Raw genomic sequence first — 25,556 nt, forward strand, 5'->3', positions numbered from 1 at the left:
GTCGGCGGCGCTTATTTCACCACACGTAAACGCGGGCCCTTGTCGGGACCTTTGTCGGGGCCATTGTCATCGGGGCCGTCTTCAGGGGGATCCGGGGGTGGATCCATGGGCTCGAACGCCATGCCCTGGCCGTTTTCCCGGGCGAAAATGGCGATCACCGCGCCCACCGGCACTCTGAGATGATGCGGCACGCCGCCGAAACGGGCAGAAAAGACGATCTCATCGTTACCCGCCACGAACTGGGTCACGGCCCGGGGAGCCACGTTCAGTACGATCTGACCATCCTTGACGAATTCCTGCGGCACTTCGGTGCCGGGATAGCCCGCGTCCACCGCCAGATGAGGGGTGAGACCGTTATCGCATATCCACTCGTGGGTAGCGCGAATCAAATAGGGCCGGTTGGAAGTCATTTCGGACATAACAGCAGGGCTTTTCCGATGGATGCGGCCGCGCTCCGGCGGCAAAAAAAGCCCGTGCGCAAGGGCACGGGCCGGGGTTCACAGCGCCAGGCGCATTTCCCGCTCAGCCTCGGTCAGGCTGGCCTGGAAGCTGTCACGGTCAAACAAACGCTCGGCATAATCCAGCAGCGGCTTGGCCTGCTTGGCCGGCAGGTCCACACCCAGAATGGGCAACCGCCACAAAATCGGCGCCACCACGCAATCCACCAGGGTGAACTCCTCGCTCATGAAGAACGGCAGCTCATTGAAGATCGGCGCGGTGGCGATCATTCCTTCGCGCAGTTCCTTGCGGCGCTTGTTCAAAGCGGCGTCTTTCTCCTCGCCCAGCACCAGGGCGTCCACATGGCCGCACCAGTCACGCTCGATACGGTGCACCAGCAGACGACTCTGCGCCCGCGCCACCGGATACACCGGCAGCAACGGCGGATGCGGGAAGCGCTCGTCCAGATACTCCATGATCACCGTGGACTGATACAGGGTCAGCTCACGGTCCACCAGGGTCGGGACCTCGTTATACGGATTCAGGGCCGCCAGATCTTCCGGTTTGTCCCGGCTGTCCACGTCCACGATATCCACGGTTACGCCCTTCTCCGCCAGGACAATACGCACCCGGTGGCTGTAGTGATCGTCCGGGGAAGAGAAGAAAGTCATTGAGGAACGTTTGGTCACCACGCCCATGGTCGAGTCATCTCCAAGCATCATCTAATAACACAAACAGGGTAGCCGCTTGCGCGGTTACCCTGTTGCAGGCTGGATCGACGTTCGTGGATCAGTGAACGTCTTTCCAGTATTCCTTCTTCAGCAGGTACGCCGGTACGAGAAGGATAGCAAGGAACACGAGCACGTAAACACCAATCCGCTCACGGGTGGGCGCAATCGGCTCCGCCGCGTAAGTGAGGAAGTTGGTGATATCGCCCATGGCGGCCTTGAATTCCTCTTCATCCAGGGCTTCCTGCATACCGGCCATCACATGCGGCATACCGACGTTCGGGAACACCTTGTTGTTGTACCCGAACGGACGGGATTCATCCTCATAGAAGCCGATCAGATAAGAGTACAGCCAATCCGGGGATTGCAGACGCGCTTCCAGGGTCAGATCCGGCGGCGCGGTCCCGAACCACTTCTTGGCATCGTCCTTATCCATGGCGTTCTGCATCCGATCGCCAATCTTATCACTGGTGAAGTTCATATACTTCAGTACCAGCTCATCCGGAATGCCCAGGTCCTCGCCCATACGGCCGTAACGCAGATATTCCAGACTATGACAACCCATGCAGTAGTTCACGAACAGCTTGGCACCGTTCTGCAGGCTCACTTTGTCCTGCAGATTGACCGGAGCCTTCTCATACTCAGCGTCATGGCCACCGGCGGCCACAGCCAATACCGGCAAACAGCTGAACAAAATGGCGGCAAAAAACTTCTTCATCAGTGACCCCCCGTGACGCGCTCAGGTACCGGCTTGGATTTTTCGAATCGATGGCCGAATGGCAGTATCACGATGAAGAACAGGAAGTAATACACCGTGCCGATCTGCGCCACGGTCTTCGCCAGACCGGTGGCCGGCTGGGTCCCGAGATAACCGAGGATCAGGAAGTCCACCACGAACAACGCCAGGGTAATTTTGCTCACCAGGCCCTTGTAACGGATGGACTTGACCGGATGGCGGTCCAGCCAGGGCAGCAGGAACAGAATGGCGATGGCGCCACCCATGGCGATCAGCCCCCAGGCCTTGGAGGAGATAAACCAATCGATGGTGGTGGCGCGCAGCATCGCGTAATAGGGGCCGTAGTACCACACCGGAGCGATGTGATCCGGGGTCTTCAGCGGATCCGCCGGCGCGAAGTTCGGCTTCTCGATCAAATAGCCGCCGCCGGTGGGGAAGTAGAAGATCACCACCGCGAACACCATCATGAAGATGATGACGCCAGGCAGGTCCTTGACGGTGTAGTAAGGGTGGAACGGGATGCCGTCTTTGGGGATGCCGTTCTCATCCTTGTTCTTCTTGATTTCCACGCCATCCGGGTTGTTGGAGCCCACTTCATGCAGCGCCAGGATGTGCAGGAAAACCAGAGCCACCAGCACCAGCGGAATCGCCACCACGTGCAGGGCGAAGAATTTGTTCACGGTGGCGGTGGACAGCAGATAGTCGCCACGCACCCAGGTGGTGAGGGCCTCACCGATTTCCTTGGCGTCGTTGGCGTCGATGAACGGAATCACGTCGAACGGAATCGCGCCGGCCAGGGAAATGATCACCTGAGCGCCCCAGTAGGACATGTTACCCCAGGGCAGCACATAGCCGAGGAAACCTTCGGCCATCAGTGCCACGTAGATCAACATGCCGAAGATCCACACCAATTCCCGCGGCGGCTTGTAGGAGCCGTACAGCAGGCCACGGAACATGTGGATGTACACCACGGCGAAGAAGGCGGAAGCGCCGACCGCATGCATATAGCGGATCAGCCAGCCCCACTGCACGTCGCGCATGATGTACTCGACGGACTCGAAGCCCTGGCTGGGAGAGAAGAACATGGTCAACCAGATGCCGGTGAGCAGCTGGTTCACCAGTACCACCATGGAGAGCACCCCAAAGTAGTACCAGAAGTTGAAGTTCTTCGGAGCGTAGTACTCCGACATGTGCTTTTTGTAGGTGTTAACGACGGGAAGACGCGCATCCACCCAATCGATCAAGCCATTCACCACTCTCATGCCTGAGTCTCCCCTTCTTCAGAGCCGACGATGATCACGGACTCGCTCAGATAAGAGTGCGGCGGAACCACCAGGTTGGTGGGAGCCGGCACGCCTTGGTAAACACGTCCCGCCAGGTCGAACATGGAACCGTGGCAGGGACAGAAAAAGCCGCCATGATCCAGTTGCACGGTGGGCTCTTGCTCATACAGGGGGGAGCAACCGAGGTGAGTACAGGTGCCAATCAGCACCAGATATTCTTTCTTGATGGAGCGCCACTGATTCTTGGCGTACGGCGGTTGTTGATCTTGCTCGGAACCGGGGTCGCGCAGCGAACCCTCGATCTGGGCCAGGCCTGCGAGCATCTCGTCGGTGCGATTCACTACCCACACCGGCTGCCCACGCCATTCCTGTACCACTCGCTGGCCCAATTCCAACTTGCTGATATCGACCTGGACCGGGGCGCCGGCGTTCTCCGCCTTGGCGCTAGGCAGCCAGGATTTCACGAAAGGAACCGCCAGCCCCACTGCACCTGCTGCTCCGATCGCCGATGTCAGGCCAATCAGAAAGGTGCGGCGGCTGGTATTTACGCCGTCATTGCTCATTGAGATCTTCTCCCCTGGAGCCTGTTTTCATCTGTCTTTTCCATCGTTCGCCGCGTTGCTCTTCCGGTGGATGCCAGGCTTCACATCCACACCCGGATCCGTGCCAGGAATGTCGAGCCACGCCAGCCACACCACCAGGGCATGGCACACACCAATGCTATGTCAGGCAGGGGCGGAAGGCCCGGACCCGGACGGACAAGGGTGTGTGAAACGGCAACACCGAACCGGTTTGTTATTTAAATCCCGCAGGACGAATGATGCCGACAACAGCGGATCAAATCGAACGAAAGCGGGCTCCGTCAGAGCGCGGGAGTGACCCAGATCAGGCAAAGATGTCCCGGACCGGGACGAGAGGTCAGAGCTCACGCTTCAGGCGGAGTAAGGCGGCCGAAATGGTAAAGAAAAAACCCACATCTTACAACCGGTTATTCCGGGGAGAGACGCCCGGTAAACCCCTGATTTGAACGCAAAAAAGCCCGGCATTGCCGGGCTTTTCGCAAGCGTGAGCGGTATTCGGCGGTGCCGATTAACGCTTGGAGTACTGCGGACGCTTACGCGCTTTGTGCAGACCCACTTTCTTACGCTCGACTTCACGGGCGTCACGGGTGACGTAGCCAGCACGACGCAGCGCGCCACGCATTTCACCGTCGTACTCCATCAGAGCACGGGTAATGCCGTGACGAATGGCACCGGCCTGGCCGTTGTTGCCACCGCCTTTCACGGTCACGTAGACGTCGAAACGGTCAGTCATGTTCACCAGTTCCAGCGGCTGGCGCACCACCATCCGGTTGGTCTCGCGACCGAAGAACTGATCCAGCGGGCGACCGTTAACGGTGATGTTACCGCTACCAGGGCGCAGGAAAACGCGTGCGGCGGCGGTTTTACGACGACCGGTTCCGTAATCGGCGTTTGCAGTTGCCATCGACTAACCCCTTAGATTTCCAGCTGCTGCGGCTGCTGAGCAGCATGAGGATGCTCGGCGCCGGCGTAGACTTTGAGTTTGCTGAACATGGCGCGACCCAGCGGAGTACGCGGCAGCATGCCCTTCACGGCCTTTTCGATAACCAACTGCGGCTTGCTGCCGATCAGGGTTTCGAAGTTGGCTTCCTTGATGCCGCCCGGATAGCCGGTATGACGATAGTACATCTTGTTACTGGCTTTTTTGCCAGTAACCGCCACTTTCTCGGCGTTGATCACCACGATATAGTCGCCGGTGTCCACATGCGGAGTGAATTCCGGCTTGTGTTTACCGCGCAGACGACTGGCGATCTCTGTAGCCAGCCGACCCAGCGTTTTGCCGGAGGCGTCTACCACATACCAGTCGCGCTTTACGCTTTCCGGTTTCGCGCTGAAGGTCTTCATGGGAGTCTTCCCTAAAAATTTGTGCCCTAAATTCAGATGCTTACGGGTTCCAGGAACCCGCCGACGTTAAGCCCGCCGGGCAAGAGGGCACGAATTGTACTTAAGCGCCCGGGTAAAGACAAGCACGGAAAACGGGAAATTGTTGGGTATAGTCAGCTGACTCGTTCTTACCTGAAAAGACACCCGGAAAGACACCTGAAAAGCCGCCCGGACAGACCCGGATAGATTAAGGAGCCACCATGGAATACCGCTTTCTCGGCCATACCGAGTTGAAAGTCAGCAGCCTGTGCCTGGGCACCATGACCTGGGGCAATCAGAACACCGCCGAGGACGGCTTCGCGCAGATGGATCTGGCCCTCGAACAGGGGGTCAATTTCTTCGATACGGCGGAAATGTACGCGGTTCCGGCCAGCCCGGACACCTCTTTCCGCACCGAAGCCATCATTGGCGAATGGTTCGCCCGCACCGGTAACCGCGACAAGGTGGTACTGGCCACCAAGGCCGCCGGCCCTGGTGATTACGTCAAACATATCCGCGGCGGGCCGCGCCTGAGCCCGGCAAGCTTGCAAGAGGCGGTGGAAGGCAGCCTCAAGCGCCTGCAAACCGATGTTATCGATGTCTATCAACTGCACTGGCCGGAGCGCCCCACCAATTACTTTGGCCGCCTTGGCTACAAACACCGCGAGGACAACCAGGCGGTACCGATCGCGGAAACCGTGGCCGGCCTGAAGGCACTGGTGGACGCCGGCAAGATCCGCCACTGGGGTCTGTCCAACGAAACCCCCTGGGGCACCATGAGCTTCCTCCGCGAGGCGGAAAAGATCGGCCTGGAGCGTCCGGTATCGATCCAGAACCCCTATTCCCTGCTCAACCGCAGCTTCGAAGTGGGCCTGGCCGAGGTAGCGCACCGTGAAGGCGTTGGCCTGCTCGCCTACTCCCCACTGGCCTTCGGCCTGCTCAGCGGCAAATACCGTCACGGCCAGCGGCCGGAAAAAGGCCGGCTGACACTGTTCAAGCACTTTTCCCGCTACACCAACGAACAGTCCGTCGCCGCCACCGAAGCCTATTGTCAGTTGGCGGAGCAACACGGAATCAGCCCCACCCAACTGGCGCTGCAGTTCGTCACCACCCGGCCCTTCGTCACCAGCAACATCATTGGCGCCACCACTCTGGAGCAACTCCAGGAAAACCTGGATAGCGTCAATCTGAGCTGGAACGACGAGTTGGAGAAGGAGATCGAGGCGATTCATACCCGCTTCCCTTATCCGGCGCCCTGACGCGCGAACTGCGCTCGGGCAATTCGCAAAGCGGCTTCGTAGTCCATTGCTGTGGGCAGCGGCCTTGGCCGCGAATGCCCCCCGCTCCGTTGGCCATTCGCTTGCAAGCAAGCTTCCCACAGCGGTTTGCAGCATGATCTGTGGGAGCCAGCCTGCTAGCGAATGGCACGCTGGCGTGGCGGCCTGGTAGCCCCCCCCGGTAGATGTTTCCCAGCCCCCTCTTGACGGCTCCCTTGTTATCGGTGCAATGTTATCGGCGCAATGTTAACGTCGTTAACACAGCATCGGGATCAGCATGACCTCCACCTATCATCACGGCGATCTGTACCGTCAGGCTCTGGAACAGGCGCAGGCCCTCCTCCATGAGGAAGGCGCGGCGGCGGTCACCCTGCGTGCCCTGGCCCGCCGTCTGCAAGTGACCGCGCCGGCGCTGTACCGGCATTTCCGCAATCGCGACAGTCTGCTTGCCGCCCTGGCCGTGCACGGCTTCCGGGAGCTGCGCCGGCAACTGCTGGCGGTGCGGCGGGATGACGCCCTGGAGCAACTGACCGGCATCGGCCAGGCCTACATCGCCTTCGCTCAGGCACGGCCCAATCTGTACCGGCTGATGTTCGGCGGCCAGTTGCTGCCGCGCGGCGCCCATCCGGACCTGGACGCCGCCGGCCTCGGCGCCTTCGCCGTTCTGCAGCAAAGCATTGATGACGCTCTCGCCGCCGGCTATCTGAATGGCCAGCCGGCCGGCCCGCTGACCGCCGCCGCCTGGTCCCTGGTGCACGGTTTCGCCGAACTGACCATTGATGGCCATCTGCCCGACGAGCAGCAGGCACCGGGCCTGGCGGCTCTGGTCACCCGGCTGCTGCTGCCCGGCGGCCCGTCTTCCCGCGATAACAACAACCCCTGAGGAGCCCATCATGCCCAGCCCCAGTACTCTGCGAATAGGCCGACGTTACCGCGCCAACCGCCTGCAAGGCCGTTACGATGTTCTGGTCATCGGCTCCGGCATCGGCGGGCTCAGCGCCGCCGCCTGTCTGAGCAAGCTCGGCAAGAAAGTGGCGGTGTTCGAGCAGCACTACACCGCCGGCGGCTTTACCCACGCCTACGAGCGCAACGGCTACGAATGGGACGTGGGCGTTCACTACATCGGTGACGTGGGCAAGGACCATACCCTGGCAAAACGGCTGTTCGACCATATCAGTGACGGCCAATTGAAATGGGCGCCGATGGATCCCTGCTACGACCGCATCCATATCGGCGACCGGCAGTACGACCTGATGGCCGGCCCCAAGGCCTTCGTCGAGACCTTGAAGCGAGCCTTCCCGGACGACCATGCCGCCATCGACCGCTATATGGCGCTCACCGCCAAGGCCGCCACCGCGATCCAGGTGCTGACCACCGCCAAGGTACTGCCCGGCGCCGTCGGTAAATTATTGGCCAAGGGGCTGAGTCTCACCGGGGCCGGCAAGCTGAACCGGCCCACCGCCGAAGTGCTGGGCGAACTGACCGACAATCGCGAGTTGATCGCGGTGCTCACCGGCCAGTGGGGCGATAACGGCCTGCCACCGGAGCAGTCCAGTTTTCTGATCCACGCCATCATCGCCCGCCATTATCTGTATGGCGGCTTCTACCCGGTGGGCGGCGCTTCGGCCATGGCCACAACCATTATCCCGGTGATCCAGCAAGGCGGCGGCGACGTCTTCACCTACGCCGACGTGCGGGAGATCGTCATCGAGAACGGTCGCGCCACCGGTCTGAGGCTGGCGGACGACAATGTGGTTTCCGCGCCGGTGATCATCAGCGACGCCGGTGTCTTCAACACCTTCCAGAACCTGTTGCCGGACACCTGCCCGCAGCGCCAGAGCTATCTGGACCGGCTGACCCGGGTGCAACGTTCCATGGCCAGCGCCTGCCTGTACGTGGGCCTGAACGCGGACGCCGCCAACCTGGGATTGCCAAAGACCAATTTCTGGATTTACCCGGACAACGACTATCAGCGGCAACTGGAGCAAGCCCTGGCGGCCCCCGATGATCACGATATTCCGCTGACCTATATTTCCTTCCCCAGCGCCAAGGACCCCAGTTTCAGCGAACGCTATCCGGGCCGCGCCACCATCGAGATCGTCGCCGCCGCCCCCTACGAATGGTTCCAGGCCTGGGACGGCACCCCCTGGGGCAAACGGGGCGAAGATTACGAGGCGGTCAAGGAAGCGTTCTCACAGCGGCTGCTGGAAAAACTGTTCGAGAAAATGCCACACCTGCGGGAGCACCTTGATTACTACGAGCTCTCCACTCCGCTTTCCACCGCTTATTTCTGCCGCTACCCCAGTGGCGAAATTTATGGCCTGAACCACGATCCAAACCGGTTCGAGCAACAATGGCTGCGCCCCAAGACCACCATTCCCGGCCTCTATCTCACCGGCCAGGATGTGCTCACCTGCGGCGTCGCCGGGGCCATGATCGCCGGGCTGGTCACCGCCATTTCGGTGGGCGGCGTGCGCGCCCTGCCGTTGGCCAAGACCATGTTCGCGGGCTGACTCTTCATGGAGTAATCATGATTCGTTTCTGGCTGGCGCTGTTGCTGTTGTCCCCGTGGCTGCTGTGGCAGGCGAAACGCACTCGGGCGACCACGCCGCGCCTGCCGGAGGCGGGCGGCGAACCGAGCGGCCAGAGCGGAGATACCGGCCCGGTGCTACGACTGCTGGTGGTGGGAGAGTCCACCGCCGCCAGCGTCGGTGTTGGTGACCATCAACAAGGCCTGGCGGCGCATTTGGCCGCGCAATTGAGCCGGCGCCATGGCCGCATCGTGTTGTGGCGAACCGTGGGCGTCAACGGCATTCGCGCCGCCGCGCTGATCAGGCACCTGCCCAGGGCGCCGGAGACGGATGTGGCGATAATCAGCCTGGGCGTCAATGACACCACTGGCCTGACCCGGCGCCGCGGCTATCGCCAAGCATTGGCGGAGCTGATCGCCGAACTACGGCGGGACAAAGCCGATCTACCGGTTTATCTGCTGGCGGTGCCTCCGATGCAGCGTTTCACTGCCCTGCCTCGGCCGTTACGAGACTTGCTGGGTTGGCGTGCACAGGGGCTGGATCGGGTGCAGCAGGATCTGGCCCGCACGTTGGCCGGCGTACACCACCTGGCTTATCCGCTGGTGGAAGGCAAGGATCTGCTGGCCGGGGACGGCTATCACCCCTCCGAACAAGGCTATGCGCTTATCGCCCGAACGGTGGCGGACGACATCAGCATGCCTTGAACGCCTAGCCCCCGTTTCCGTAAAACGCCGCATCCGGCAGGCTCTGGATCGCCAGCCGGGAGCTGCGGATGTGCAGACGGGTGCAACGCTCCGCCCGTTTCGGATTACCGGCCAGAATCGCCTCCCCCATGATCTGATACTCGCGGAAGCGGCGCGGCGGGTTGGTGAACTGATCGTAGGACTGAAACTGCTGGCGCAACAGCTGCACCATGGTCGCCGGCAGCATACCCGGTAATTCCCGGTTGCCGCCGATGTCGATCATCACACCGTAAAAGCGGTCCCGTTGCTCCAGATAGGCGAAACTCAGCCCACGCCGGCGGTGAGCCAGCAGTTCGTCAAACACCTCTTCAAAACGCTGGCGATAATCGGCCTGGTCGATGCGCTGTGCCGCCAATCGTGCCGCCAACCCCAGCAATACCTCGATGTTCTGCAGCAGGTCACGCACTTCTTCCCGGCTCAGCGAGCGGATATAGGCGCCCTTGTGCCGGGTCAGCGTAATGATCCGTTCCGCCGCCAGCCGCTTCAACGCTTCCCGCACCGGCCCCCGGCTCACCCCCAGCTCGCGGGTCAGATCCGCTTCCACCAGCCGCTGCCCCGGCACATAACGGCCGCTGCCAATGCCTTTGCAAATGGCCTGGATCACCGCATCCGGTGAACTCAACGGCGGCGTGGCAGGCAGGGTGGCGTCTTCGGCTCTGCGCATGGGAAACGGTCCTTGATCGTCGTTTTTAGGGGCCGGAGCAGGCTGGCAGCGCATTCTAATGAGGCCTCGCCCGGTACGCATCTTCGAATTATGTTAGCAATATTGTCCTACGATATTGACCCACAATAATCCATGGGCTAGTTTCAGACAAACGCAACACCTCACCACCCGCCGCGCCACCGGGCCCGGCGTATAAACACAACAACCATTGAGGAGGCACACCATGCCACGTTGGATCACCACGGCCGCGGCCATCACCGCCCTGGGCGCCATCGCTCCCGCGGTTCAGGCCGAACCTCTGAAAATCGCCATCATCGAATCCCTGTCCGGCCCGCAAACCTCCACCGGCCGCCTGATCGCCACCGCCGCTGAGTATGTGATCGATCAAGCCAACACCAACGGCGGTTTCAACGGCGAACCCATCCAGGTGAAGGAGTACGACAACGCCGGCGACACCTCCGGCGCCGCCACCAAATTCCGCGAAGCGGCGGCCGACGGCGCCCACGTCATCATTCAGGGCGCGTCCTCGGCGATTGGCGGCCAGGTCACCGAAGACGTACGCAAGCACAATATCCGCAACCCCGACAATCCGATCATCTATATCAATGTCGGTGCCGAGGCCATGGAGCTGCGCGGCAAGAAGTGTCATTTCCACGCCTTCCACTTCACCACCACCGCGCCCTATCGCACCGTCCCGCTGATGCAGGTCATGTCCGAACAGGGCGATCTGGGCAAGCGCGTTTATTCCATCAACCAGAACTACTCCTGGGGCCGCGACATGGAAACCGCCATCGTCGACAACGCGGACCGGTTCGATTACCAGGTGGTGGACAAGGTGCTTCACGAGGTGAACCGGATCCAGGACTTCTCTCCGTTCGTGGCCCGCATCAAATCGGAAAATCCGGATTCCGTGATCACCGGCAACTGGTCCAATGACCTGCTGCTGCTGATGAAGGCGGTGGGCGACGCCAACCTGGATATCACCTTCGGCACCATCTTCATGGACCAGCCCGGCAATGTGGCCAACGCCGGTGATGTGGCCGAGGGCCATTACGTGGCCCACAGCAGCAACATAGAACTGCTCGACGAGGCCGGCCCCGAAGCCTACAAGAAAGCCACCGGCCACTATCCGGTGTTCATCGAACCGACCACCCTGAATGGCGTCGGCCTGTTCGCCGAAGCCCTGAAACAAGTGAATTTCGACGGCGGCGATATCAACGTCAACGAAATCGCCCTGGCCATGGAAAACACCACCTTCGATAACGGTCTGGGCGGTATGCATGTCCGCAAGGCGGACCATCAGGCGGTGATCCCCATCGTGGTGTCCCAGGTGGCCAGCGGCGTCAAGTACCCGGTGGACGGCACCGAGCTGGGCTTCAAGCCGATCAAGACCGTGGCCGGCGAGGACGCCATCTATCCGGCCCAGGACAGCTGCCGCATGCGGCGCCCGAAATAACCCATCCCGCTCCGATTCCGCGGCCGCGCCTCCCTGGGAGCCGGCCGCCATACTGATAACAACATCGGGAGAGACGCATGGAGTTTCTGATCGTCTCCACGCTGAACGGCGTCATCTACGGCATGCTCCTGTTCATGGTGTCCGCCGGGTTGACGTTGATTTTCGGCATGATGGGCGTGCTCAACTTCGCCCACGCTTCGTTCTACATGTTGGGCGCCTATTTCGCCTACACCCTTTCCGGCCTGTTCAATTTCTGGGTGGGGCTGATCGTCGCCCCGCTATTGGTGGCCATCATCGGCATGTTCATTGAGCGTTACATGCTGCGCCGGGTGCATGCCCACGGCCACGCCCACGAGCTGCTGCTGACCTTCGGCCTGGTGTTCATCTTCGAGGAGTTGATCAAGCTGTTTTACGGCGACTTCCCGGTGAATTATCAGCGCCCGGACTACCTCAATTTCGCCATTTTCAATCTGTTCGGCACCGACTATCCGTTCTATCGCGTGTTCATCGGTCTGGTGGCGTTGTTGATGTTCATCGTGCTGTTCGTACTGTTGACCCGCACCCGAGTGGGCATGGTGGTGCGTGCCGCCGAACGCTTGCCGGACACCGCGCGGGCACTGGGGCATAACGTGCCCATGGTGTTCCTCGGCGTGTTCGGCGCCGGCGCGGCCCTGGCCGGCTTGTCCGGCGCGGTGGCCGGCGCGTTCTTTCCCACCAATCCGAACATGGCCCTGGAGCTGGGCGTGATCGTTTTCGTGGTGGTGGTGGTCGGCGGACTCGGGTCCCTGGCCGGCTCACTGATCGCCTCGTTGCTGATCGGCGTGTTCAGCTCGTTCGCGGTGGGCCTGGACTGGTCCCTGGCCTCGCTGTTCGGCCTGATCGGCCTGGGAGACTGGGCCAACAGCCTGGGGGGACTGGTGACCATGCCGCTGTCCTCGATTTCCGCCACCGTTCCCTTCCTGTTGATGCTCATCGTGCTGCTGGTGCGTCCAGCCGGCCTGATGGGTTCAAAGAATTAAGGAGGCCACGATGCGATACGCCCTGATTGCCATCCTGGCTCTGCTGGCGCTGCTGATCATCGCGCCGCCCCTGCTCGGCACCGGCTGGCAGTACGCGCTGATCAACGCCTTGATCGCCGCCCTGTTCGCCGCCGCCTTCAATCTTCTGGTGGGCCAGGGAGGCATGTTGTCCTTCGGTCACGCCGCCTATTTTGGTGTCGGCGCCTTCACCGTGATCCATCTGATGCAGTCGGTGGAATACGGGGATATCCCCTTCCCCACCGTGCTGCTGCCGCTGGCCGGTGCCGCCGTCAGCCTGCTGTGCGGCGCCCTGGCCGGCTTCTTCGCCACCATGCGTTCCGGCGTCTATTTCGCGCTGGTGACCCTGGCTCTGGCGGAGCTGCTGCACTCCCTGGCACCGCACTGGGACGAAATGTTTGGCGGCGAAGCCGGATTATCGTCCATGCGCATGCCCTCCCTGGGCTTCACCTTCGGCTCCACGCTGGAAGTCTATTACCTGACGCTGTCCTGGGTGGTGATCTGCATCGGCCTGCTCTACGCCTACACCCGCACGCCTTTCGGACGGCTCACCCTGGCATTGCGCGACAACGAGCAGCGCATCCGCTTCATGGGCTTCAACGCCCACGGCACCAAGATCGTGGTATTCGCCATCTCCGCCATGTTCTCCGGTGTCGCCGGCAGCCTCATGGCGATCTCCAACGAAACCGCCAACTACAGTGTGTTCAGCACCCAGGTCTCGGCCCTGGTGGTGCTGCATACCTTCGTTGGCGGTTCCACCATCTTCTTTGGTCCGATCGTCGGCGCTTGCGTGCTGTCACTGTTCACCTTCGTGGTCTCGGGCGTCACCCACTCGTGGATGCTCTATCAGGGCATCATCTTCGTGCTGGTCATGCTGTTCGCGCCCAAGGGCATCGGCGGCGTCATCCAGGCTCACATCGAACAACGCCATGCCTTGCCCTGGAAGCGGCTGGCCGCCCCGTACGCGCTCGCCACTCTGGCCGGCTTGATGGTCGCCTGCGCCACCGTGTTCGTGGTGCAGAGTCTGGAAATCGTGCTGTCCCGGGAGTACGCGGCGGCGGTGGCCCGCACCGGCGAATATGCGCCGTACACGGTGTTCGCCCGGGAATGGCAGGTGTTCCATCCCTTCACGTGGCTGTTCCCGGTGCTGTTGCTGGTGCCCGGTCTGTACCTGCTGCGCCGAGCCTTCGCCCGCATCAAGGCGTTATGGGACAAGGACGACGACGATGACAACGGCGACGTCCCCGCCGCCACGCAGCAACTGATGGAAGGAGGACGCTGATGGACACCGGAATGCAGCCCGACGTCCTGGTTATCGACGACTTGCAAAAACACTTCGGCGGCCTGGAAATCATGCGCGGCGTGGACCTCACTATTAAACAAGGCGAACGCCACGCCCTGGTCGGCCCCAATGGCGCCGGCAAATCCACCCTGTTCAATCTGATCTCCGGAGAGCACCGCCCCAGCGGCGGGCAGATCTATCTGCGCGGCCAGCGCATCAGCGGTCTGAAACCGGAACAGATCAGCCGTCGCGGTCTGACCCGGTCGTTTCAGATCACCAATGTGTTCAGCCGCATGAGCGCTTTCGAAAACATCCGCATCGGTGTCATGGCCCGGCACGGCATTCGCTTCAACCTGTATCGGCGGATCAAACCGATGCGCGCCATCAATGACGAAGCCCATGCTCTGCTGCAACAAGTGCGCCTGGACCACCGTGCCGACAACCTCGCTTCGGATCTCACCTACTCGGAGCAACGGGCGCTGGAGATCGGCATGACCCTGGCCACCGGCGCGGAAGTGATCTTGCTGGACGAACCCACCGCCGGCATGTCCCGGGACGAAACCGCCTACATGGTGGAGTTGATCCGCCAGGTCACCGAAGGCAAGACATTGATGATGGTGGAGCACGACATGAGCGTGGTGTTTGGTTTGTGCGACCGCATCTCGGTGCTGGTCTACGGCCGTATTCTCGCCACCGGCAGTCCCGAGGAGATTCGCTCTAATCAGGAGGTGCAAAGCGCCTATCTGGGCGAGGAGGAGGAACACTGATGCTGTTGGACATCGACCATCTGCACGCCTATTACGGCAAGAGCCATATTCTGCACGGCGTGCGTTTCACCATGCCGGAACCCCGCATCGTCGCCTTGCTGGGGCGCAACGGCGCCGGCCGCTCCACCACCCTGAAAGCGATGATGGGGCTGGTGCCTCCCAGCCAGGGCAAGGTGGCGCTCAATGGCGAGGATCTGGCCGGCCGTCCGGCCCATGTCATCGCCCGGCGCGGCCTGGGTTACGTACCGGAAGAACGTCAGGTCTTCCCCAACCTCACCGTGGAAGAAAATCTGATGATGGGCATGCAGACCGGCGCCGAGGGCGCCCCTCGCTGGCAGGCGGAGGATATGTACCAGTACTTCCCCCGCCTGCGTGAACGCCGCAATCAGAAAGCCGGCTACCTGTCCGGCGGCGAACAGCAAATGCTCACCATCTGCCGTTCGCTGCTCGGCAATCCACTGGTGCTGCTGGTGGATGAACCCACCGAAGGACTGGCGCCAATGATCGTGCAAGTGGTCATGGACGTGATCCGTGACATTCACCAGCGCGGCGTGGGGGTGTTGCTGGTGGAACAGAAGATGACCATGGCCTTGCGCGTGGCCAGCCATGTACTGGTGATGGGACACGGCCAGATCGTCTTCACCGGTTCCACCGCCGACATGCAGGCGCGGGATGACATTCGCCGCGACTGGTTGGAAGTGGCCTGAGGAGAGCAGTGTGAACCATCCCAGCAATCGCTTCGACATGCATTACGAAACGCACTTCGGCGGCCGTGTCATTCGCTGTTTCCGGCAGCGGCCAACCTCGGTGCAAGCCATGCTGCAATCCGCCCTGGAGCGCAATCCCGACGGCGATGCCTTCGTGGTCGAGGGCGAACGCGTCAGCTATCACCAACTGGCACGGCGGGCCTCGCGGGTCGCGGCCGCCTTCCAGCAACTTGGGGTGCGCCCCGGAGACCGGGTGGCGCTGGTGCTGCGCAACGGCCCGGCGTTGATGTACGGCCTTTATGGCGCGCTCTGGCTCGGCGCCATCGCGGTTCCCCTGAACGCCCGTGAACAAGGCGTCGGGCTCGGCTATATTTTTTCCGATTGCGCGCCCAAAGTGGCTATCGCCGAAGCCGACCTGGTACAGCGGCTACACGACGGCGGCGCCACCAAAGATCTGGTCGCGCTGTTCGCGGCAGGGGGCGACGCCGAAGGAGCCCGCCCCTTCGAGGCTTTGCTCGGAGGCGCCGACACCAGGCTGCCGCTGGCCCGCCCCGACCAGGAAGACACCGCCGTTTTGCTCTACACCTCCGGCACCACCGGCCGCCCCAAGGGCGCCATGCAGACCCACCTCAATATCGCCCATACCGTCAAACTGTGGGAAAAATCCATGGACCTGCGCTTCGCCGAGCGCTCCGTCCTGGCCGTTCCCGGCAGCCACGTCACTGGTTTGATGGGTATCATCTTCACCATGGCGCACATGGCCGGCTGCACTCTGATCATGCCGCAATTCGACGCCGCCGAATTCAATCAACTGGTCGCCGATGAAAGCGCCACCAGCACCATCATGGTTCCTGCCATGTACAAGCTATGCCTGATGCGCGCCAACTTCGACACGCTTGATCTGAGCAGCTGGCGGGTCGGTGCATTCGGCGGCGCCCCCATGCCGGAATCGACCATCGTCGAGTTTGGCCAGCGGCTGCCACACCTGCAATTAATGAATGCCTACGGCGCCACGGAAACCTGCACCGCCGTCACCGCCATGCCACCGGAAACACAGCTGGAGCACCTGGACAGCATCGGACGGGTATTGGATGGCGTAGATATCCGCATCATGGACGAACAAGGCCAAGAGCGGCCGGCGGGGGAGTCCGGGGAGTTATGGATCTCCGGGCCGGTGGTGATTCCCGGCTACTGGCAGGATGCGGAACGCACCGCGGAGAATTTCGTCGACGGCTATTGGCGCTCCGGCGACATCGGTGACATCAGCGCCGATGGCTATGTGCGCATCTTTGATCGCAAGAAAGACATGATTATTCGCGGCGGCTACAACATCTATTGCATCGAAGTGGAAAACGCCATCGCCTATCACCCGGCCGTGGCCGAGTGCGCGGTGATCGGCGTGCCGGATCCGGTGCTCGGCGAAAAAATTCTGGCGGTGGTCAGCAGTCAGGACAGCGACCTCGATGCCGATACGCTCCGCCGCTTCTGCGCCGAACGCCTGGCCGACTACAAAGTCCTCGATTTTGTTCATCTGCAACGGGAGCCGCTACCGCGCAATGCCAACGGCAAAGTAATGAAGACCACCTTGCGCGATCGCCTCGCCCACCCCGAAACCGAACCTTGTTGAGAACCACCATGGATTTCGCCTACCCGGAAAAAACACAAACACTCATCGCCCAGCTCAACGCCTTCATGGACGAACATATCTATCCCAACGAAGCCCGCTACGAAGAGGAGCTGGCCGCCGGCAACTACTGGCCGGAAGTGGTTGAGGAACTGAAGCCGAAAGCCCGCGCCGCCGGCCTGTGGAACCTGTTCCTGCCGGAATCGGAACACGGCGCCGGACTCACCAATCTGGAATACGCTCCTCTGTGTGAAATCATGGGACGGGTAATGTGGGCGCCGGAAGTGTTCAACTGCTCGGCCCCGGACACCGGCAATATGGAAGTGCTGGCCCGCTACGGTACGCCGGAGCAGCAAAAACAATGGCTGCAGCCGCTGCTCGACGGCGAGATCCGCTCCTGCTTCGCCATGACCGAACCGGACGTGGCCTCCTCCGACGCCACCAACATCCAAAGCGCCATCGTGCGTGACGGTGATGACTACGTCATCAACGGGCGCAAATGGTTTTCTTCGGGATCGCCGGATGAGCGTTGCAAGATTTTCATCTTCATGGGCAAGACCGACCCGGACAACCCCAACCGGCACAAACAGCAATCCATGATTCTGGTGCCCCGGGACACCCCGGGCATTACCGTGGTCCGCCCCCTGCCCGTCTTCGGCTTTTCCGGCACGCCGGACGTCACCGGAGAAGTCCGTTTCGAAAACGTGCGCGTACCCGCCAGCAATATGCTGCTGGGCGAAGGCCGTGGTTTTGAAATCGCCCAGGGCCGCCTCGGCCCCGGCCGTATCCATCACTGCATGCGTCTGATTGGCCTGGCGGAACGGGCGCTGGAGAAAATGTGCAAACGCACCCAGGAACGGGTCGCCTTCGGCAAACCGGTGGCGGAACAAACCGTGACCCTGGAACGCATCGCCGAATCCCGTATTCTCATTGACCAGACCCGGCTGCTGGTACTCAACGCCGCTCACATGATGGACACCGTCGGCAACAAAGTGGCGCGCAAGGAAATCGCCATGATCAAGGTGGCCGCCCCCAACATGGCCGCCCGTGTCATCGACTGGGCCATCCAGGCCCACGGCGGCGGTGGCGTCACCAACGACTTCGGCCTTGCCAAAGCCTACGCCAACGCGCGCATGCTGCGCCTGGCCGACGGCCCCGACGAAGTCCACCGCAACCAGATCGGACGGCTGGAACTGGCGCGGTATCGTTAATCAGGCACTCTGCCTAACTGCTCTCACAAGATCGTCTTGTGGGAGCGGTCCAAGGGCAATGATACCGGCCTCAACTCATGCCTTCAGGATCACCCTTCCCTGGCGCCCTGACTCACCCTCTGCTTCAAAGCAGACATCTTTATGACTATCAATAAACATGGCCTGCACTTCTCTCCCTGCCTGCGCGGCAGCGAACGGTTTCGGGTCGTAGTAATGGCCGTTGCGGTCCCGGTCGTAAACGATGGGCGCGCCAAAGAAATCCCTGAGATATTCGAAATCCCGGGTGATGGTGTTGCGGGTTACCCCCAGTTCTTCGATCAGTCGCCGCATGGGTACGGGTTGCCGGGCACTGCGCAACAGACCGTGGATGCGGTAAAAACGCTCCAGGTGGGTCACGGCAAATCCTTATGCATTTTTCTTTTATAATCGACTTTACTCTTTTGTGAACTGCGTCACAACCCAAGCCGAGCCTCCCTGAGTTTGTCATACCAGAGAAATGGTATTACTATTTGATACCATGAACGGCAAGCAGCGCAACACTCTGAAGGCCATCTACTCCAGCCCTGCTCCGAAATCGCTGGAGTGGAAGCGGATTGAGTCGCTCTTTATGGCTCTCGGTGCCAACACTATCGAAGGGAATGGCTCGAGGGTGCGCTTCGAGCTGAATGGTGTGATCGGCACTTTTCACCGTCCCCATCCCGACAAGGAGGCCAAGCCGTATCAGGTACGTGACGCACGGGCCTTCCTTGAGCAAGCAGGAGTTACCCCATGAATGCAATGACCTACAAGGGCTATGCAGCCCGCATCGATTACAGTGACGAAGACAATCTATTCGTGGGACACATCGCAGGCATTCGTGATGTGGTGGGCTTTCATGGCGAGTCCGTTCAGGAATTGCGCGCCGCCTTCGAGGAAGCCGTCGATGACTATCTCGATACCTGCGCCAAACTGAATCGCCAGCCGCAAAAACCCTACTCCGGCAAGCTCAGCCTGCGACTGGAGCCAGAGTTGCACGCAACGGTTGCGGTCAGAGCTGAACTCGCGCACAAGAGCATCAACCAATGGGTCACCGATGTGCTGAGCCGAGAAACTCGCACATAACAGTCCAGCAATAAAGCCATCCCACCTAAGGACGCACCGAAGGTGGAGAGAAATGCTCATGCGGCTCCGGCCGGTATTGGTACGCTCCCGGCGATGCCGGGAAGGCCATTGGCATCGCGCACTCAGGGCCGCTAGATACGAACGACACCCCCGCGCATAGCGGCTCCGGAGTGAGGCTTTCCATTTGGGCGCGAATGGCCGGCGCCTGCTCGGGATAGATCCGGTCCAGCACATACCCCACCCGTTCAGCCACGCCGTTTTGCGCGATGCGATGCCGCCAGCCCTGGCGCACTACATAGTCGATGTCGGTGACGGCGAGATCCCGTTGGTATCCCAGACGAAATCCGGTCAGGGCCTCTTCGAACAGCATGGCCAGGTCTTCGCGGGGCGTGGTGTAGGCGTAGAAGTCGTTGGTGACGTCGGCGAAGAACCAGTCCGCCACCTGATCCGGGTCCAGTTGTTTCTGCGCTTCGGTGATGGGGTCGCCGTAATAGCGGACCCGGGCCAGTTGCGTCAAGTTGGTGTCCCGTGGACCTCCGGGCAAGGTGGCGGAAACCGGTGTGCGGCGATTGACCTCGTCGACGATACGCAGCTCAGCGTCCAGAAAGGGAAGCACGGAAGGCGGCAGATAATCGTTGGCGTGGGCCAGTTCGTGATAAAGGGTGTTGGTCAGTCGGGGGCGCAAGCGATCTTCGCTGATCACCACCCGCTCGCCGGCGGCGGGCAAAGTGGGCATGGGCCCATGGTCGGAGAGAAAACGGCTGACGATCCGGAACGGCAGGTCTTCACCGAAACCACTACGGGCATCCGGCTGCTCGTTGATCAGATCCCGCTCCTCCGGGGTGAGCCACAGGTAACGGGGATCCAGGTAGATGGCGCCGGTGAGCGCCCAGTAAAACGAGGGGCGCAGGTCGCTGGAGATCACCACGGCGGTCACTGGCCGCAGCAGGTGGCGCAAATCCGTTTGCGTCTCAGGGTCGCGTAATAACGCTTCGAAACGCTCGCCCATCCAGTCGTGGCTGACCAGCACCCGATCCATGATCCGGTCCACCGTGGGCAAATCCCCCTGTCTTCCCAATGGCGGCAGTTCCGACACCCGGCACAGCCGGGCACCATCCAGTTGATTGTCATAGACACAACGTTCCAATACCGGCCGATAGGTTGAATCCCGCCGATAGGCTCGCACTTCCTGCAGCGGTGTCGTCGTGGCGCAGTTCGCGCCGTCTCCGGCACAGAAGTAGGGGCTGGTCACCGGCGGACGATTGCGTACCACCACCCGCGCCTGGTCAGTGAAGGTGCCTTCAGCGGTATCCACGCTGGCTTCGAACACCAGTACCCGGTCGCCCGGCACATCAGGCGCGGTCAGGTACACCAACGCCGGGTCACTGCCGTAGGCGAGGCCGGCGGCGGGGCCGCTCACCTGACGAAATCGGGGTGCCGAGGCCGGCGCCTGGTCATCCAGCCAGAAACGCAGGGAAGTGCGCCCGCCGGCACTGACCGAGCGATCCGCACGCAGAGCGGCCCGGGCCGGCTCGCCGTCATCCGCCACCGTGACGGCAAACTCATCGCTGATGCTGCCCTGGTCCGAGCCGGCCTGGAAACGAAATCGATAAAGCCCGGGGTCGCCGACCCGGAAGCTGATCGCCGGACCGTGGCGGTCCGGTAATGCCACCGGCGTGCCGTCCAGCTGTGTCCATTGGTATTGATCATACCGGTCCGGCAAAACAGCGACGATGCCCACCACTTCATTGATACGAGCGTGGCTGTCGCCATACAGGGTCAGTTCGGTGACGTCATCTTGAGGCACCGGCTCTCCGCCACTGGAGCGGCAAGCCACCAGCGGTATAAAAAACAGCAGTAGCGCGACTCTGAACATGATCCCATCCCGGTCCGAGTTATCGACAGACTGAAGGAGGGGTAATGGCGGGACAATAGGGTTTACGTTAACGGGAAGGAGTGCGGAAGCAAAAACGGCGCGGCCGAAGCCGCGCCGTCGAGATCGTCCCGAAAGGCGATCAGAAGGTGTAGTTGAGCTGTGCGCCCACTACGTTGGCATCCAGTTCGTAGGTGCCGGACAGGGGCGGCTTGGTACCGTCCTGACGGGTGATATCCGCGTCGCTGACGAAGATATGCGCGTAGCCTACATCGATGCTCATGTTGTCGGTGGGCTTGAAGCCGGCACCCAGGGTAACCCAGACGCGATCAGAGTCCGGAGACGCCGCGGACCGGTTGGAAGTACCTTGGGTGGAGTCTTCCTTGGCCACGCCGAAGCGCAACACGGTGTCGTTGGTCAGAGTGTGACGCAGACCCAGGGAGTAACGCACGGTGTTCTCCCAGTCGAAGTTTTCCACGGCGGGATTCGGCAACGGAGCCGGGCCACTGTGTTTGACGTCCAGTGTGCTCAGGTCGCTCCACTCCATCCATTCGACGCCCAGCAGCAATTGGGTACGGTCGGTCATGTTACCGGCGTAAGAGAGCTGCAGGCTGGCCGGCAGATCAATGTCGGCTTTGCCGGAATATTTTCCTGCCAGGGGTCCGGCGGACACCGGATGGAAGGTGATATCACCGTCCACGGTGTATTCCATTTTGGAGCGATAGGCTACACCAAAGCGGTTGTTGTCGTCCGCCTGGTAGGTCAGGCCGACGTTCCAGCCCACGGCATCATCGTCGCCTTCCAGACGGGTGGCGGCGTTTTGCAGATCCGCGTCGATGGTCTGATAGCTGACGCCCACACCCAGGTTCAACCGGTCGGTGACCTGAATACCCAGGGACGGGTTGATGTTCACGGTCTTGACGTCGGATTCCTGCGCGTAGAAATCACCGGAGGTAACGCCTGGAGCCACGACGTTACCCCAACCGTTCTGATACTCGATCTTGGTGCCGAACGGCGCGGTCAGCGCCAGACCAAAGGTCATGGTGTCGTTGATCGGTACCGCCAGAAACGCGCTGCCGACAAACGGCTCCACATCCTTGAAGTTGCCTGGACCACCCACACCATCGGCTTTGAAGTCGGTGTCGATCCAGACCTGATGACCGGCCACGGAGACCTGGGCCTTCTTCAGGCCAGCCAGAGTCGCCGGGTTATACCATTGATTGGAGGCGTCTTCACTGAGCACCCCGGAACCGGCATAGGCGGTACCCAGGGCGGAAACGGATTGATAAGAGACAGAGAACCCGGAACCCATTGCCGAACTCACCGCCAGTGACAGCGCCGATCCTGCCAGAATCGCACCTTTTATTTTCATGATTTTCTCCATCATCCTGCGAGCTGAATAAAGGCGTCCTTGGGTGAAACTCATGAACAAGTCTCAAGCCCCTTATACACCTGATAAAAGCACCCGCCTAGCCACCACATTGGGCCAATCGCCGCCTTCCGCACGGCCATAGAACATGGCCTTCGCGGGGGCACTGCGACGTTCGCGGAACCCGGATTCCTTTTATTTTCCCCACTGGAACGGGCCCGGGACGCCTCAGCGAGCACTTGTGCGCAAAGGTTATACAGAGATATACATTTGGGGAAGATTTGTATTGTAAAACCGCACCCACGTGCCGGATCGCTCAAAGGCGGCCGGTACGTGGGGGGGGGACAGGAGTGGAGGGGCGGATCAGCCAGCGAGCAGGGCCCGGCTGATGATGGTCTTCATGATCTCATTGGTGCCGCCGTAGATACGCTGCACCCGCGAGTCAGCGAACATGCGTGCCACCGGATACTCCCACATATAGCCGTAACCGCCGTGCAGCTGCACGCATTCGTCGACGATCTCACACTGCAGGTCGGACACGTAGTACTTGGCACCGGCGGCGGTGGGCACGTCCAGTTCCTTCTTCAGGTGCAACTCCAGACAGCGGTCCACGTAGGCGCGGGCCACTTCCAATTTGGTGTGCATCTCCGCCAGCTTGAACTGGGTGTTCTGGAAGTCGGCGACGCGACGCCCAAAGGCGGTGCGCTCCTTCACATAGTTGAGGGTATGCTCAAATGCGCTTTCCGCCATGGCCAGGCCGTTAATCGCGATACCCAGACGCTCCTGAGGCAATTCCTGCATCAGGTAAATGAAGCCCATGCCCTCCTCGCCGATCAGGTTCTCCGCCGGCACTTTCACGTCCTGGAAGAACAGCTCGGAGGTGTCCTGGGCCTTCATGCCCACCTTCTTCAGGTTCTTGCCTTTCTCGAAGCCCGGCGTGCCCGCGTCCACCAGCAGCAGGCTGATGCCCTTGGCCCCCTTCTCAGGATCGGTCTTGGCCACCACGATGACGATATCGGCGTTTTGACCATTGGTAATGAAGGTTTTGGAGCCGTTCAGGATGTAGTGATCGCCCTGCTTCACCGCATTGGTCTTGACCCCTTGCAGGTCCGAGCCGGCACCGGGCTCACTCATGGCGATGGCGCCGATCAGCTCACCGGTCACCATCTTCGGCAGGTACTTCTGCTTGAGCGCCTCCGAACCATAGTGCTCGATATAGGGAGCGACGATCTCGGTATGCAGGCCCCAGCCGATACCGGTCAGGCCGGCGCGAGAAACCTCCTCGCTGACCACCACGCTGTAGAGGAAATCCGCGTCAATGCCACCGTAGGCTTCGCTGACCATCGGGCACAGAAACCCCTGTTCCCCCGCTTTACGCCACAGTTCGCGCGGCACCTGGCCCTCCTCTTCCCATTGTTCATGGTGAGGCACGGCTTCATTTTCCAGAAAACGGCGGACGGTATCGCGGAACGCTTCGTGGTCGGAACTGAACAGGGTACGGGGGATCATGATGTTCTCCGGTTGTTGTTGGGTAAACCGGCGCTCAGCCGGCGAAACAGTCAACCAGAGTGAAACAAGTGGCGCGGGCGGACAATGACCAAAACGATCAGGCCAGATGCTCTCTCGCCAGGTATTCCTGCGATTGCATTTCCAGCAAACGGCTGCGGGTACGCTCGAATTCAAACTCCAGGCGCCCACCTGCATAGAGGTCCTCGATCGGCACCTCGGCGGTCATCACCAGCTTGACCCCACGGTCATAGAATTCGTCGACCAGGTTGATGAAACGGCGGGCGCGGTCGTCGGTGGCCACGCCCATGCGTTCCACGCCGGATACCAGCACGGTATGGAATTCCCGTGCGATTTCGATGTAATCATTCTGGCTGCGCGGACCGTCACAGAGCGCCTCGAATTCGAACCAGACCACATCATCGGCGGACTTCAGGGTGGCGATCTTGCGCCCTTCCACCAGAATATTGCCCTGCTCCCGGCGGCGGCCATGATCACCGGAAAGCGCCTCGAAACGTTCGCAAATAAAGCGGTCCGCTTCCGGCCCCAGCGGGCAATGGTACAGCTCGGCCTGCTCCAGCAAGCGCAACCGGTAATCCTTGCCGCCGTCCACGTTGAGCACCCGGGTATGCTGCTTGATCAAGGCGATGGCCGGCAGGAAACGGGCCCGTTGCAGACCGTCCTTGTAAAGCCCGTCCGGCTCGATATTGGACGTGGCCACCAGCGTCACGCCCTGGTCGAACAGGGTCTCCATGATGGTGCCAAGAATCATGGCGTCGGTGATGTCGGTGACGAAGAACTCGTCGAAACACAGCACCCGATAACGTTGGGCGAATTCCCGGGCAATATTGGTGAGCGGGTTTTTCTCCCCCTGGCGGGCGCGCATTTCCCGGTGGATCCGCTGCATGAAGCGGTGGAAGTGCATACGCCGTTTTTCCTCGAACGGCAGCGCCTCGAAGAACACATCCATCAGGTAGGTCTTGCCACGACCCACGCCGCCCCACATGTACAGGCCCATTTCCGGTGTTGGCTTGCGTTTGCGCAGCCGGCCCAGCAAGCCGCCGCCATTGCGTGGCTCAAGCAGCCGGTGATAGAGAGCATCCAGGGCCCGTACAGCCTCTTCCTGGGCAGCGTCGTGCATGAACTCCGGGCTGGCCAGATCGGCCTGATACTTCTCTAGCGGCGTCATCGGTTGGGCAAACTCAAACGGCCAGTGGACGGCGGCTCAATGTAGCGTCCTCATTGCCAGGAGACAAGCAACACGCGGAATCTCGGCTCAC

26 protein-coding genes are annotated in these 25,556 nt (G+C 61.2%); 13 read left to right on the plus strand and 13 right to left on the minus strand.

The genetic code is table 11. The annotated features are described in order from the left end of the window. Nucleotides 1-11 precede the first annotated feature (11 nt). The 7 genes from MA04_RS06045 to rplM all read right to left on the minus strand — a co-directional run bounded on the left by MA04_RS06045 (nucleotide 12) and on the right by rplM (nucleotide 5,110). The gene (locus MA04_RS06045; protein ID WP_022996217.1) at nucleotides 12-419 is read right to left on the minus strand and encodes a ClpXP protease specificity-enhancing factor; all 408 of its coding nucleotides are present in this window, start codon (nucleotides 417-419) and stop codon (nucleotides 12-14) included. A gap of 78 nt (nucleotides 420-497) precedes the next feature. Further along, complete coding sequence (sspA, locus tag MA04_RS06050) at nucleotides 498-1,136, minus strand: stringent starvation protein SspA (RefSeq protein ID WP_022996218.1); 639 nt, start codon at nucleotides 1,134-1,136, stop codon at nucleotides 498-500. 91 nt (nucleotides 1,137-1,227) lie between these two features. Then, complete coding sequence (locus MA04_RS06055; protein WP_262459787.1) at nucleotides 1,228-1,884, minus strand: cytochrome c1; 657 nt, start codon at nucleotides 1,882-1,884, stop codon at nucleotides 1,228-1,230. Continuing rightward, nucleotides 1,884-3,164 (minus strand): cytochrome b, encoded by a 1,281-nt coding sequence (locus MA04_RS06060; RefSeq protein ID WP_205475426.1) that lies wholly within the window; start codon nucleotides 3,162-3,164, stop codon nucleotides 1,884-1,886. The genes MA04_RS06055 and MA04_RS06060 overlap by 1 nt, the downstream gene beginning before the upstream one ends. Beyond that, a complete protein-coding gene (petA, locus tag MA04_RS06065; protein ID WP_163126369.1) occupies nucleotides 3,161-3,748 on the minus strand; it encodes a ubiquinol-cytochrome c reductase iron-sulfur subunit in 588 nt (195 codons plus the stop codon). The genes MA04_RS06060 and petA overlap by 4 nt, the downstream gene beginning before the upstream one ends. 526 nt (nucleotides 3,749-4,274) lie before the next feature. Continuing rightward, entirely contained in the window at nucleotides 4,275-4,670 is a 396-nt protein-coding gene (rpsI, locus tag MA04_RS06070) for a 30S ribosomal protein S9 (protein WP_022996222.1), read from the minus strand. 11 nt (nucleotides 4,671-4,681) lie between these two features. Next, on the minus strand, nucleotides 4,682-5,110 hold the full coding sequence (gene rplM, locus MA04_RS06075; protein WP_022996223.1) for a 50S ribosomal protein L13: 429 nt from the start codon (nucleotides 5,108-5,110) through the stop codon (nucleotides 4,682-4,684). Between the two features lie 239 nt (nucleotides 5,111-5,349). On the opposite strand from rplM, the gene MA04_RS06080 reads away from it, so the two are divergent. From MA04_RS06080 to MA04_RS06095, 4 genes are all read left to right on the plus strand, one after another. After that, on the plus strand, nucleotides 5,350-6,387 hold the full coding sequence (locus MA04_RS06080; protein ID WP_262459788.1) for an NADP(H)-dependent aldo-keto reductase: 1,038 nt from the start codon (nucleotides 5,350-5,352) through the stop codon (nucleotides 6,385-6,387). A gap of 295 nt (nucleotides 6,388-6,682) precedes the next feature. Next, nucleotides 6,683-7,288: a TetR/AcrR family transcriptional regulator gene (locus tag MA04_RS06085; RefSeq protein ID WP_262459789.1), complete on the plus strand. Its 606-nt coding sequence runs from the start codon at nucleotides 6,683-6,685 to the stop codon at nucleotides 7,286-7,288. A gap of 10 nt (nucleotides 7,289-7,298) precedes the next feature. Then, nucleotides 7,299-8,918, plus strand: coding sequence for a phytoene desaturase family protein (locus MA04_RS06090; protein WP_262459790.1), 1,620 nt, complete (start codon nucleotides 7,299-7,301; stop codon nucleotides 8,916-8,918). A 17-nt stretch (nucleotides 8,919-8,935) separates the two neighbouring features. Beyond that, the gene (locus MA04_RS06095; protein ID WP_262459791.1) at nucleotides 8,936-9,640 is read left to right on the plus strand and encodes an SGNH/GDSL hydrolase family protein; all 705 of its coding nucleotides are present in this window, start codon (nucleotides 8,936-8,938) and stop codon (nucleotides 9,638-9,640) included. A 4-nt stretch (nucleotides 9,641-9,644) separates the two neighbouring features. Here MA04_RS06095 and MA04_RS06100 read toward each other — a convergent pair whose 3' ends face one another. After that, complete coding sequence (locus MA04_RS06100) at nucleotides 9,645-10,343, minus strand: GntR family transcriptional regulator (protein WP_163126382.1); 699 nt, start codon at nucleotides 10,341-10,343, stop codon at nucleotides 9,645-9,647. 223 nt (nucleotides 10,344-10,566) lie between these two features. On the opposite strand from MA04_RS06100, the gene MA04_RS06105 reads away from it, so the two are divergent. The 7 genes from MA04_RS06105 to MA04_RS06135 all read left to right on the plus strand — a co-directional run bounded on the left by MA04_RS06105 (nucleotide 10,567) and on the right by MA04_RS06135 (nucleotide 18,427). Further along, nucleotides 10,567-11,799, plus strand: a complete 1,233-nt coding sequence (locus MA04_RS06105) for a branched-chain amino acid ABC transporter substrate-binding protein (RefSeq protein ID WP_262459792.1) — start codon at nucleotides 10,567-10,569, stop codon at nucleotides 11,797-11,799. A 77-nt stretch (nucleotides 11,800-11,876) separates the two neighbouring features. Further along, nucleotides 11,877-12,818, plus strand: coding sequence for a branched-chain amino acid ABC transporter permease (locus MA04_RS06110; RefSeq protein WP_014995856.1), 942 nt, complete (start codon nucleotides 11,877-11,879; stop codon nucleotides 12,816-12,818). 10 nt (nucleotides 12,819-12,828) lie between these two features. Beyond that, entirely contained in the window at nucleotides 12,829-14,118 is a 1,290-nt protein-coding gene (locus tag MA04_RS06115; RefSeq protein ID WP_262459793.1) for a branched-chain amino acid ABC transporter permease, read from the plus strand. After that, nucleotides 14,118-14,885 (plus strand): ABC transporter ATP-binding protein, encoded by a 768-nt coding sequence (locus MA04_RS06120; protein WP_205475427.1) that lies wholly within the window; start codon nucleotides 14,118-14,120, stop codon nucleotides 14,883-14,885. The genes MA04_RS06115 and MA04_RS06120 overlap by 1 nt, the downstream gene beginning before the upstream one ends. Further along, the gene (locus MA04_RS06125) at nucleotides 14,885-15,592 is read left to right on the plus strand and encodes an ABC transporter ATP-binding protein (RefSeq protein WP_080531419.1); all 708 of its coding nucleotides are present in this window, start codon (nucleotides 14,885-14,887) and stop codon (nucleotides 15,590-15,592) included. Before MA04_RS06120 ends, MA04_RS06125 begins: the two co-directional genes overlap by 1 nt. A 10-nt stretch (nucleotides 15,593-15,602) precedes the next feature. After that, nucleotides 15,603-17,219 (plus strand): class I adenylate-forming enzyme family protein, encoded by a 1,617-nt coding sequence (locus MA04_RS06130; protein WP_163126388.1) that lies wholly within the window; start codon nucleotides 15,603-15,605, stop codon nucleotides 17,217-17,219. A gap of 8 nt (nucleotides 17,220-17,227) precedes the next feature. Further along, nucleotides 17,228-18,427 (plus strand): acyl-CoA dehydrogenase family protein, encoded by a 1,200-nt coding sequence (locus tag MA04_RS06135; RefSeq protein ID WP_262459794.1) that lies wholly within the window; start codon nucleotides 17,228-17,230, stop codon nucleotides 18,425-18,427. 75 nt (nucleotides 18,428-18,502) lie between these two features. Here the strand turns inward: MA04_RS06135 and MA04_RS06140 are convergent, their stop codons facing one another. Beyond that, nucleotides 18,503-18,823 carry an HTH domain-containing protein gene (locus MA04_RS06140; protein WP_262459795.1) on the minus strand — a complete coding sequence of 107 codons (321 nt, stop codon included), beginning with the start codon at nucleotides 18,821-18,823 and terminating at the stop codon, nucleotides 18,503-18,505. 121 nt (nucleotides 18,824-18,944) lie between these two features. On the opposite strand from MA04_RS06140, the gene MA04_RS06145 reads away from it, so the two are divergent. After that, the gene (locus tag MA04_RS06145) at nucleotides 18,945-19,199 is read left to right on the plus strand and encodes a type II toxin-antitoxin system HicA family toxin (RefSeq protein WP_262459796.1); all 255 of its coding nucleotides are present in this window, start codon (nucleotides 18,945-18,947) and stop codon (nucleotides 19,197-19,199) included. Next, nucleotides 19,196-19,528: a type II toxin-antitoxin system HicB family antitoxin gene (locus tag MA04_RS06150; RefSeq protein ID WP_262459797.1), complete on the plus strand. Its 333-nt coding sequence runs from the start codon at nucleotides 19,196-19,198 to the stop codon at nucleotides 19,526-19,528. The genes MA04_RS06145 and MA04_RS06150 overlap by 4 nt, the downstream gene beginning before the upstream one ends. Before the next feature lie 25 nt (nucleotides 19,529-19,553). Here the strand turns inward: MA04_RS06150 and MA04_RS06155 are convergent, their stop codons facing one another. From MA04_RS06155 to zapE, 4 genes are all read right to left on the minus strand, one after another. Then, nucleotides 19,554-21,404 (minus strand): hypothetical protein, encoded by a 1,851-nt coding sequence (locus MA04_RS06155; RefSeq protein WP_262459798.1) that lies wholly within the window; start codon nucleotides 21,402-21,404, stop codon nucleotides 19,554-19,556. A 139-nt stretch (nucleotides 21,405-21,543) separates the two neighbouring features. Next, the gene (locus MA04_RS06160; protein WP_205475429.1) at nucleotides 21,544-22,773 is read right to left on the minus strand and encodes an OmpP1/FadL family transporter; all 1,230 of its coding nucleotides are present in this window, start codon (nucleotides 22,771-22,773) and stop codon (nucleotides 21,544-21,546) included. Between the two features lie 360 nt (nucleotides 22,774-23,133). Beyond that, the gene (locus tag MA04_RS06165) at nucleotides 23,134-24,279 is read right to left on the minus strand and encodes an acyl-CoA dehydrogenase family protein (protein ID WP_262459799.1); all 1,146 of its coding nucleotides are present in this window, start codon (nucleotides 24,277-24,279) and stop codon (nucleotides 23,134-23,136) included. Between the two features lie 97 nt (nucleotides 24,280-24,376). Further along, complete coding sequence (zapE, locus tag MA04_RS06170; RefSeq protein WP_022996243.1) at nucleotides 24,377-25,465, minus strand: cell division protein ZapE; 1,089 nt, start codon at nucleotides 25,463-25,465, stop codon at nucleotides 24,377-24,379. Between the last annotated feature and the right edge of the window lie 91 nt (nucleotides 25,466-25,556).

This window comes from Alloalcanivorax balearicus MACL04 (assembly GCF_025532145.1).
Taxonomy (GTDB): Bacteria; Pseudomonadota; Gammaproteobacteria; order Pseudomonadales; family Alcanivoracaceae; genus Alloalcanivorax; species Alloalcanivorax balearicus.

Coding starts and splice junctions, on each gene's coding strand:
- MA04_RS06045 (WP_022996217.1), bottom strand. CDS start 419: ATGTCCGAAATGACTTCCAACCGGCCCTATTTGATTCGCGCTACCCAC.
- sspA (WP_022996218.1), bottom strand. CDS start 1,136: ATGGGCGTGGTGACCAAACGTTCCTCAATGACTTTCTTCTCTTCCCCG.
- MA04_RS06055 (WP_262459787.1), bottom strand. CDS start 1,884: ATGAAGAAGTTTTTTGCCGCCATTTTGTTCAGCTGTTTGCCGGTATTG.
- MA04_RS06060 (WP_205475426.1), bottom strand. CDS start 3,164: ATGAGAGTGGTGAATGGCTTGATCGATTGGGTGGATGCGCGTCTTCCC.
- petA (WP_163126369.1), bottom strand. CDS start 3,748: ATGAGCAATGACGGCGTAAATACCAGCCGCCGCACCTTTCTGATTGGC.
- rpsI (WP_022996222.1), bottom strand. CDS start 4,670: ATGGCAACTGCAAACGCCGATTACGGAACCGGTCGTCGTAAAACCGCC.
- rplM (WP_022996223.1), bottom strand. CDS start 5,110: ATGAAGACCTTCAGCGCGAAACCGGAAAGCGTAAAGCGCGACTGGTAT.
- MA04_RS06080 (WP_262459788.1), top strand. CDS start 5,350: ATGGAATACCGCTTTCTCGGCCATACCGAGTTGAAAGTCAGCAGCCTG.
- MA04_RS06085 (WP_262459789.1), top strand. CDS start 6,683: ATGACCTCCACCTATCATCACGGCGATCTGTACCGTCAGGCTCTGGAA.
- MA04_RS06090 (WP_262459790.1), top strand. CDS start 7,299: ATGCCCAGCCCCAGTACTCTGCGAATAGGCCGACGTTACCGCGCCAAC.
- MA04_RS06095 (WP_262459791.1), top strand. CDS start 8,936: ATGATTCGTTTCTGGCTGGCGCTGTTGCTGTTGTCCCCGTGGCTGCTG.
- MA04_RS06100 (WP_163126382.1), bottom strand. CDS start 10,343: ATGCGCAGAGCCGAAGACGCCACCCTGCCTGCCACGCCGCCGTTGAGT.
- MA04_RS06105 (WP_262459792.1), top strand. CDS start 10,567: ATGCCACGTTGGATCACCACGGCCGCGGCCATCACCGCCCTGGGCGCC.
- MA04_RS06110 (WP_014995856.1), top strand. CDS start 11,877: ATGGAGTTTCTGATCGTCTCCACGCTGAACGGCGTCATCTACGGCATG.
- MA04_RS06115 (WP_262459793.1), top strand. CDS start 12,829: ATGCGATACGCCCTGATTGCCATCCTGGCTCTGCTGGCGCTGCTGATC.
- MA04_RS06120 (WP_205475427.1), top strand. CDS start 14,118: ATGGACACCGGAATGCAGCCCGACGTCCTGGTTATCGACGACTTGCAA.
- MA04_RS06125 (WP_080531419.1), top strand. CDS start 14,885: ATGCTGTTGGACATCGACCATCTGCACGCCTATTACGGCAAGAGCCAT.
- MA04_RS06135 (WP_262459794.1), top strand. CDS start 17,228: ATGGATTTCGCCTACCCGGAAAAAACACAAACACTCATCGCCCAGCTC.
- MA04_RS06145 (WP_262459796.1), top strand. CDS start 18,945: ATGAACGGCAAGCAGCGCAACACTCTGAAGGCCATCTACTCCAGCCCT.
- MA04_RS06150 (WP_262459797.1), top strand. CDS start 19,196: ATGAATGCAATGACCTACAAGGGCTATGCAGCCCGCATCGATTACAGT.
- MA04_RS06155 (WP_262459798.1), bottom strand. CDS start 21,404: ATGTTCAGAGTCGCGCTACTGCTGTTTTTTATACCGCTGGTGGCTTGC.
- MA04_RS06160 (WP_205475429.1), bottom strand. CDS start 22,773: ATGAAAATAAAAGGTGCGATTCTGGCAGGATCGGCGCTGTCACTGGCG.
- MA04_RS06165 (WP_262459799.1), bottom strand. CDS start 24,279: ATGATCCCCCGTACCCTGTTCAGTTCCGACCACGAAGCGTTCCGCGAT.
- zapE (WP_022996243.1), bottom strand. CDS start 25,465: ATGACGCCGCTAGAGAAGTATCAGGCCGATCTGGCCAGCCCGGAGTTC.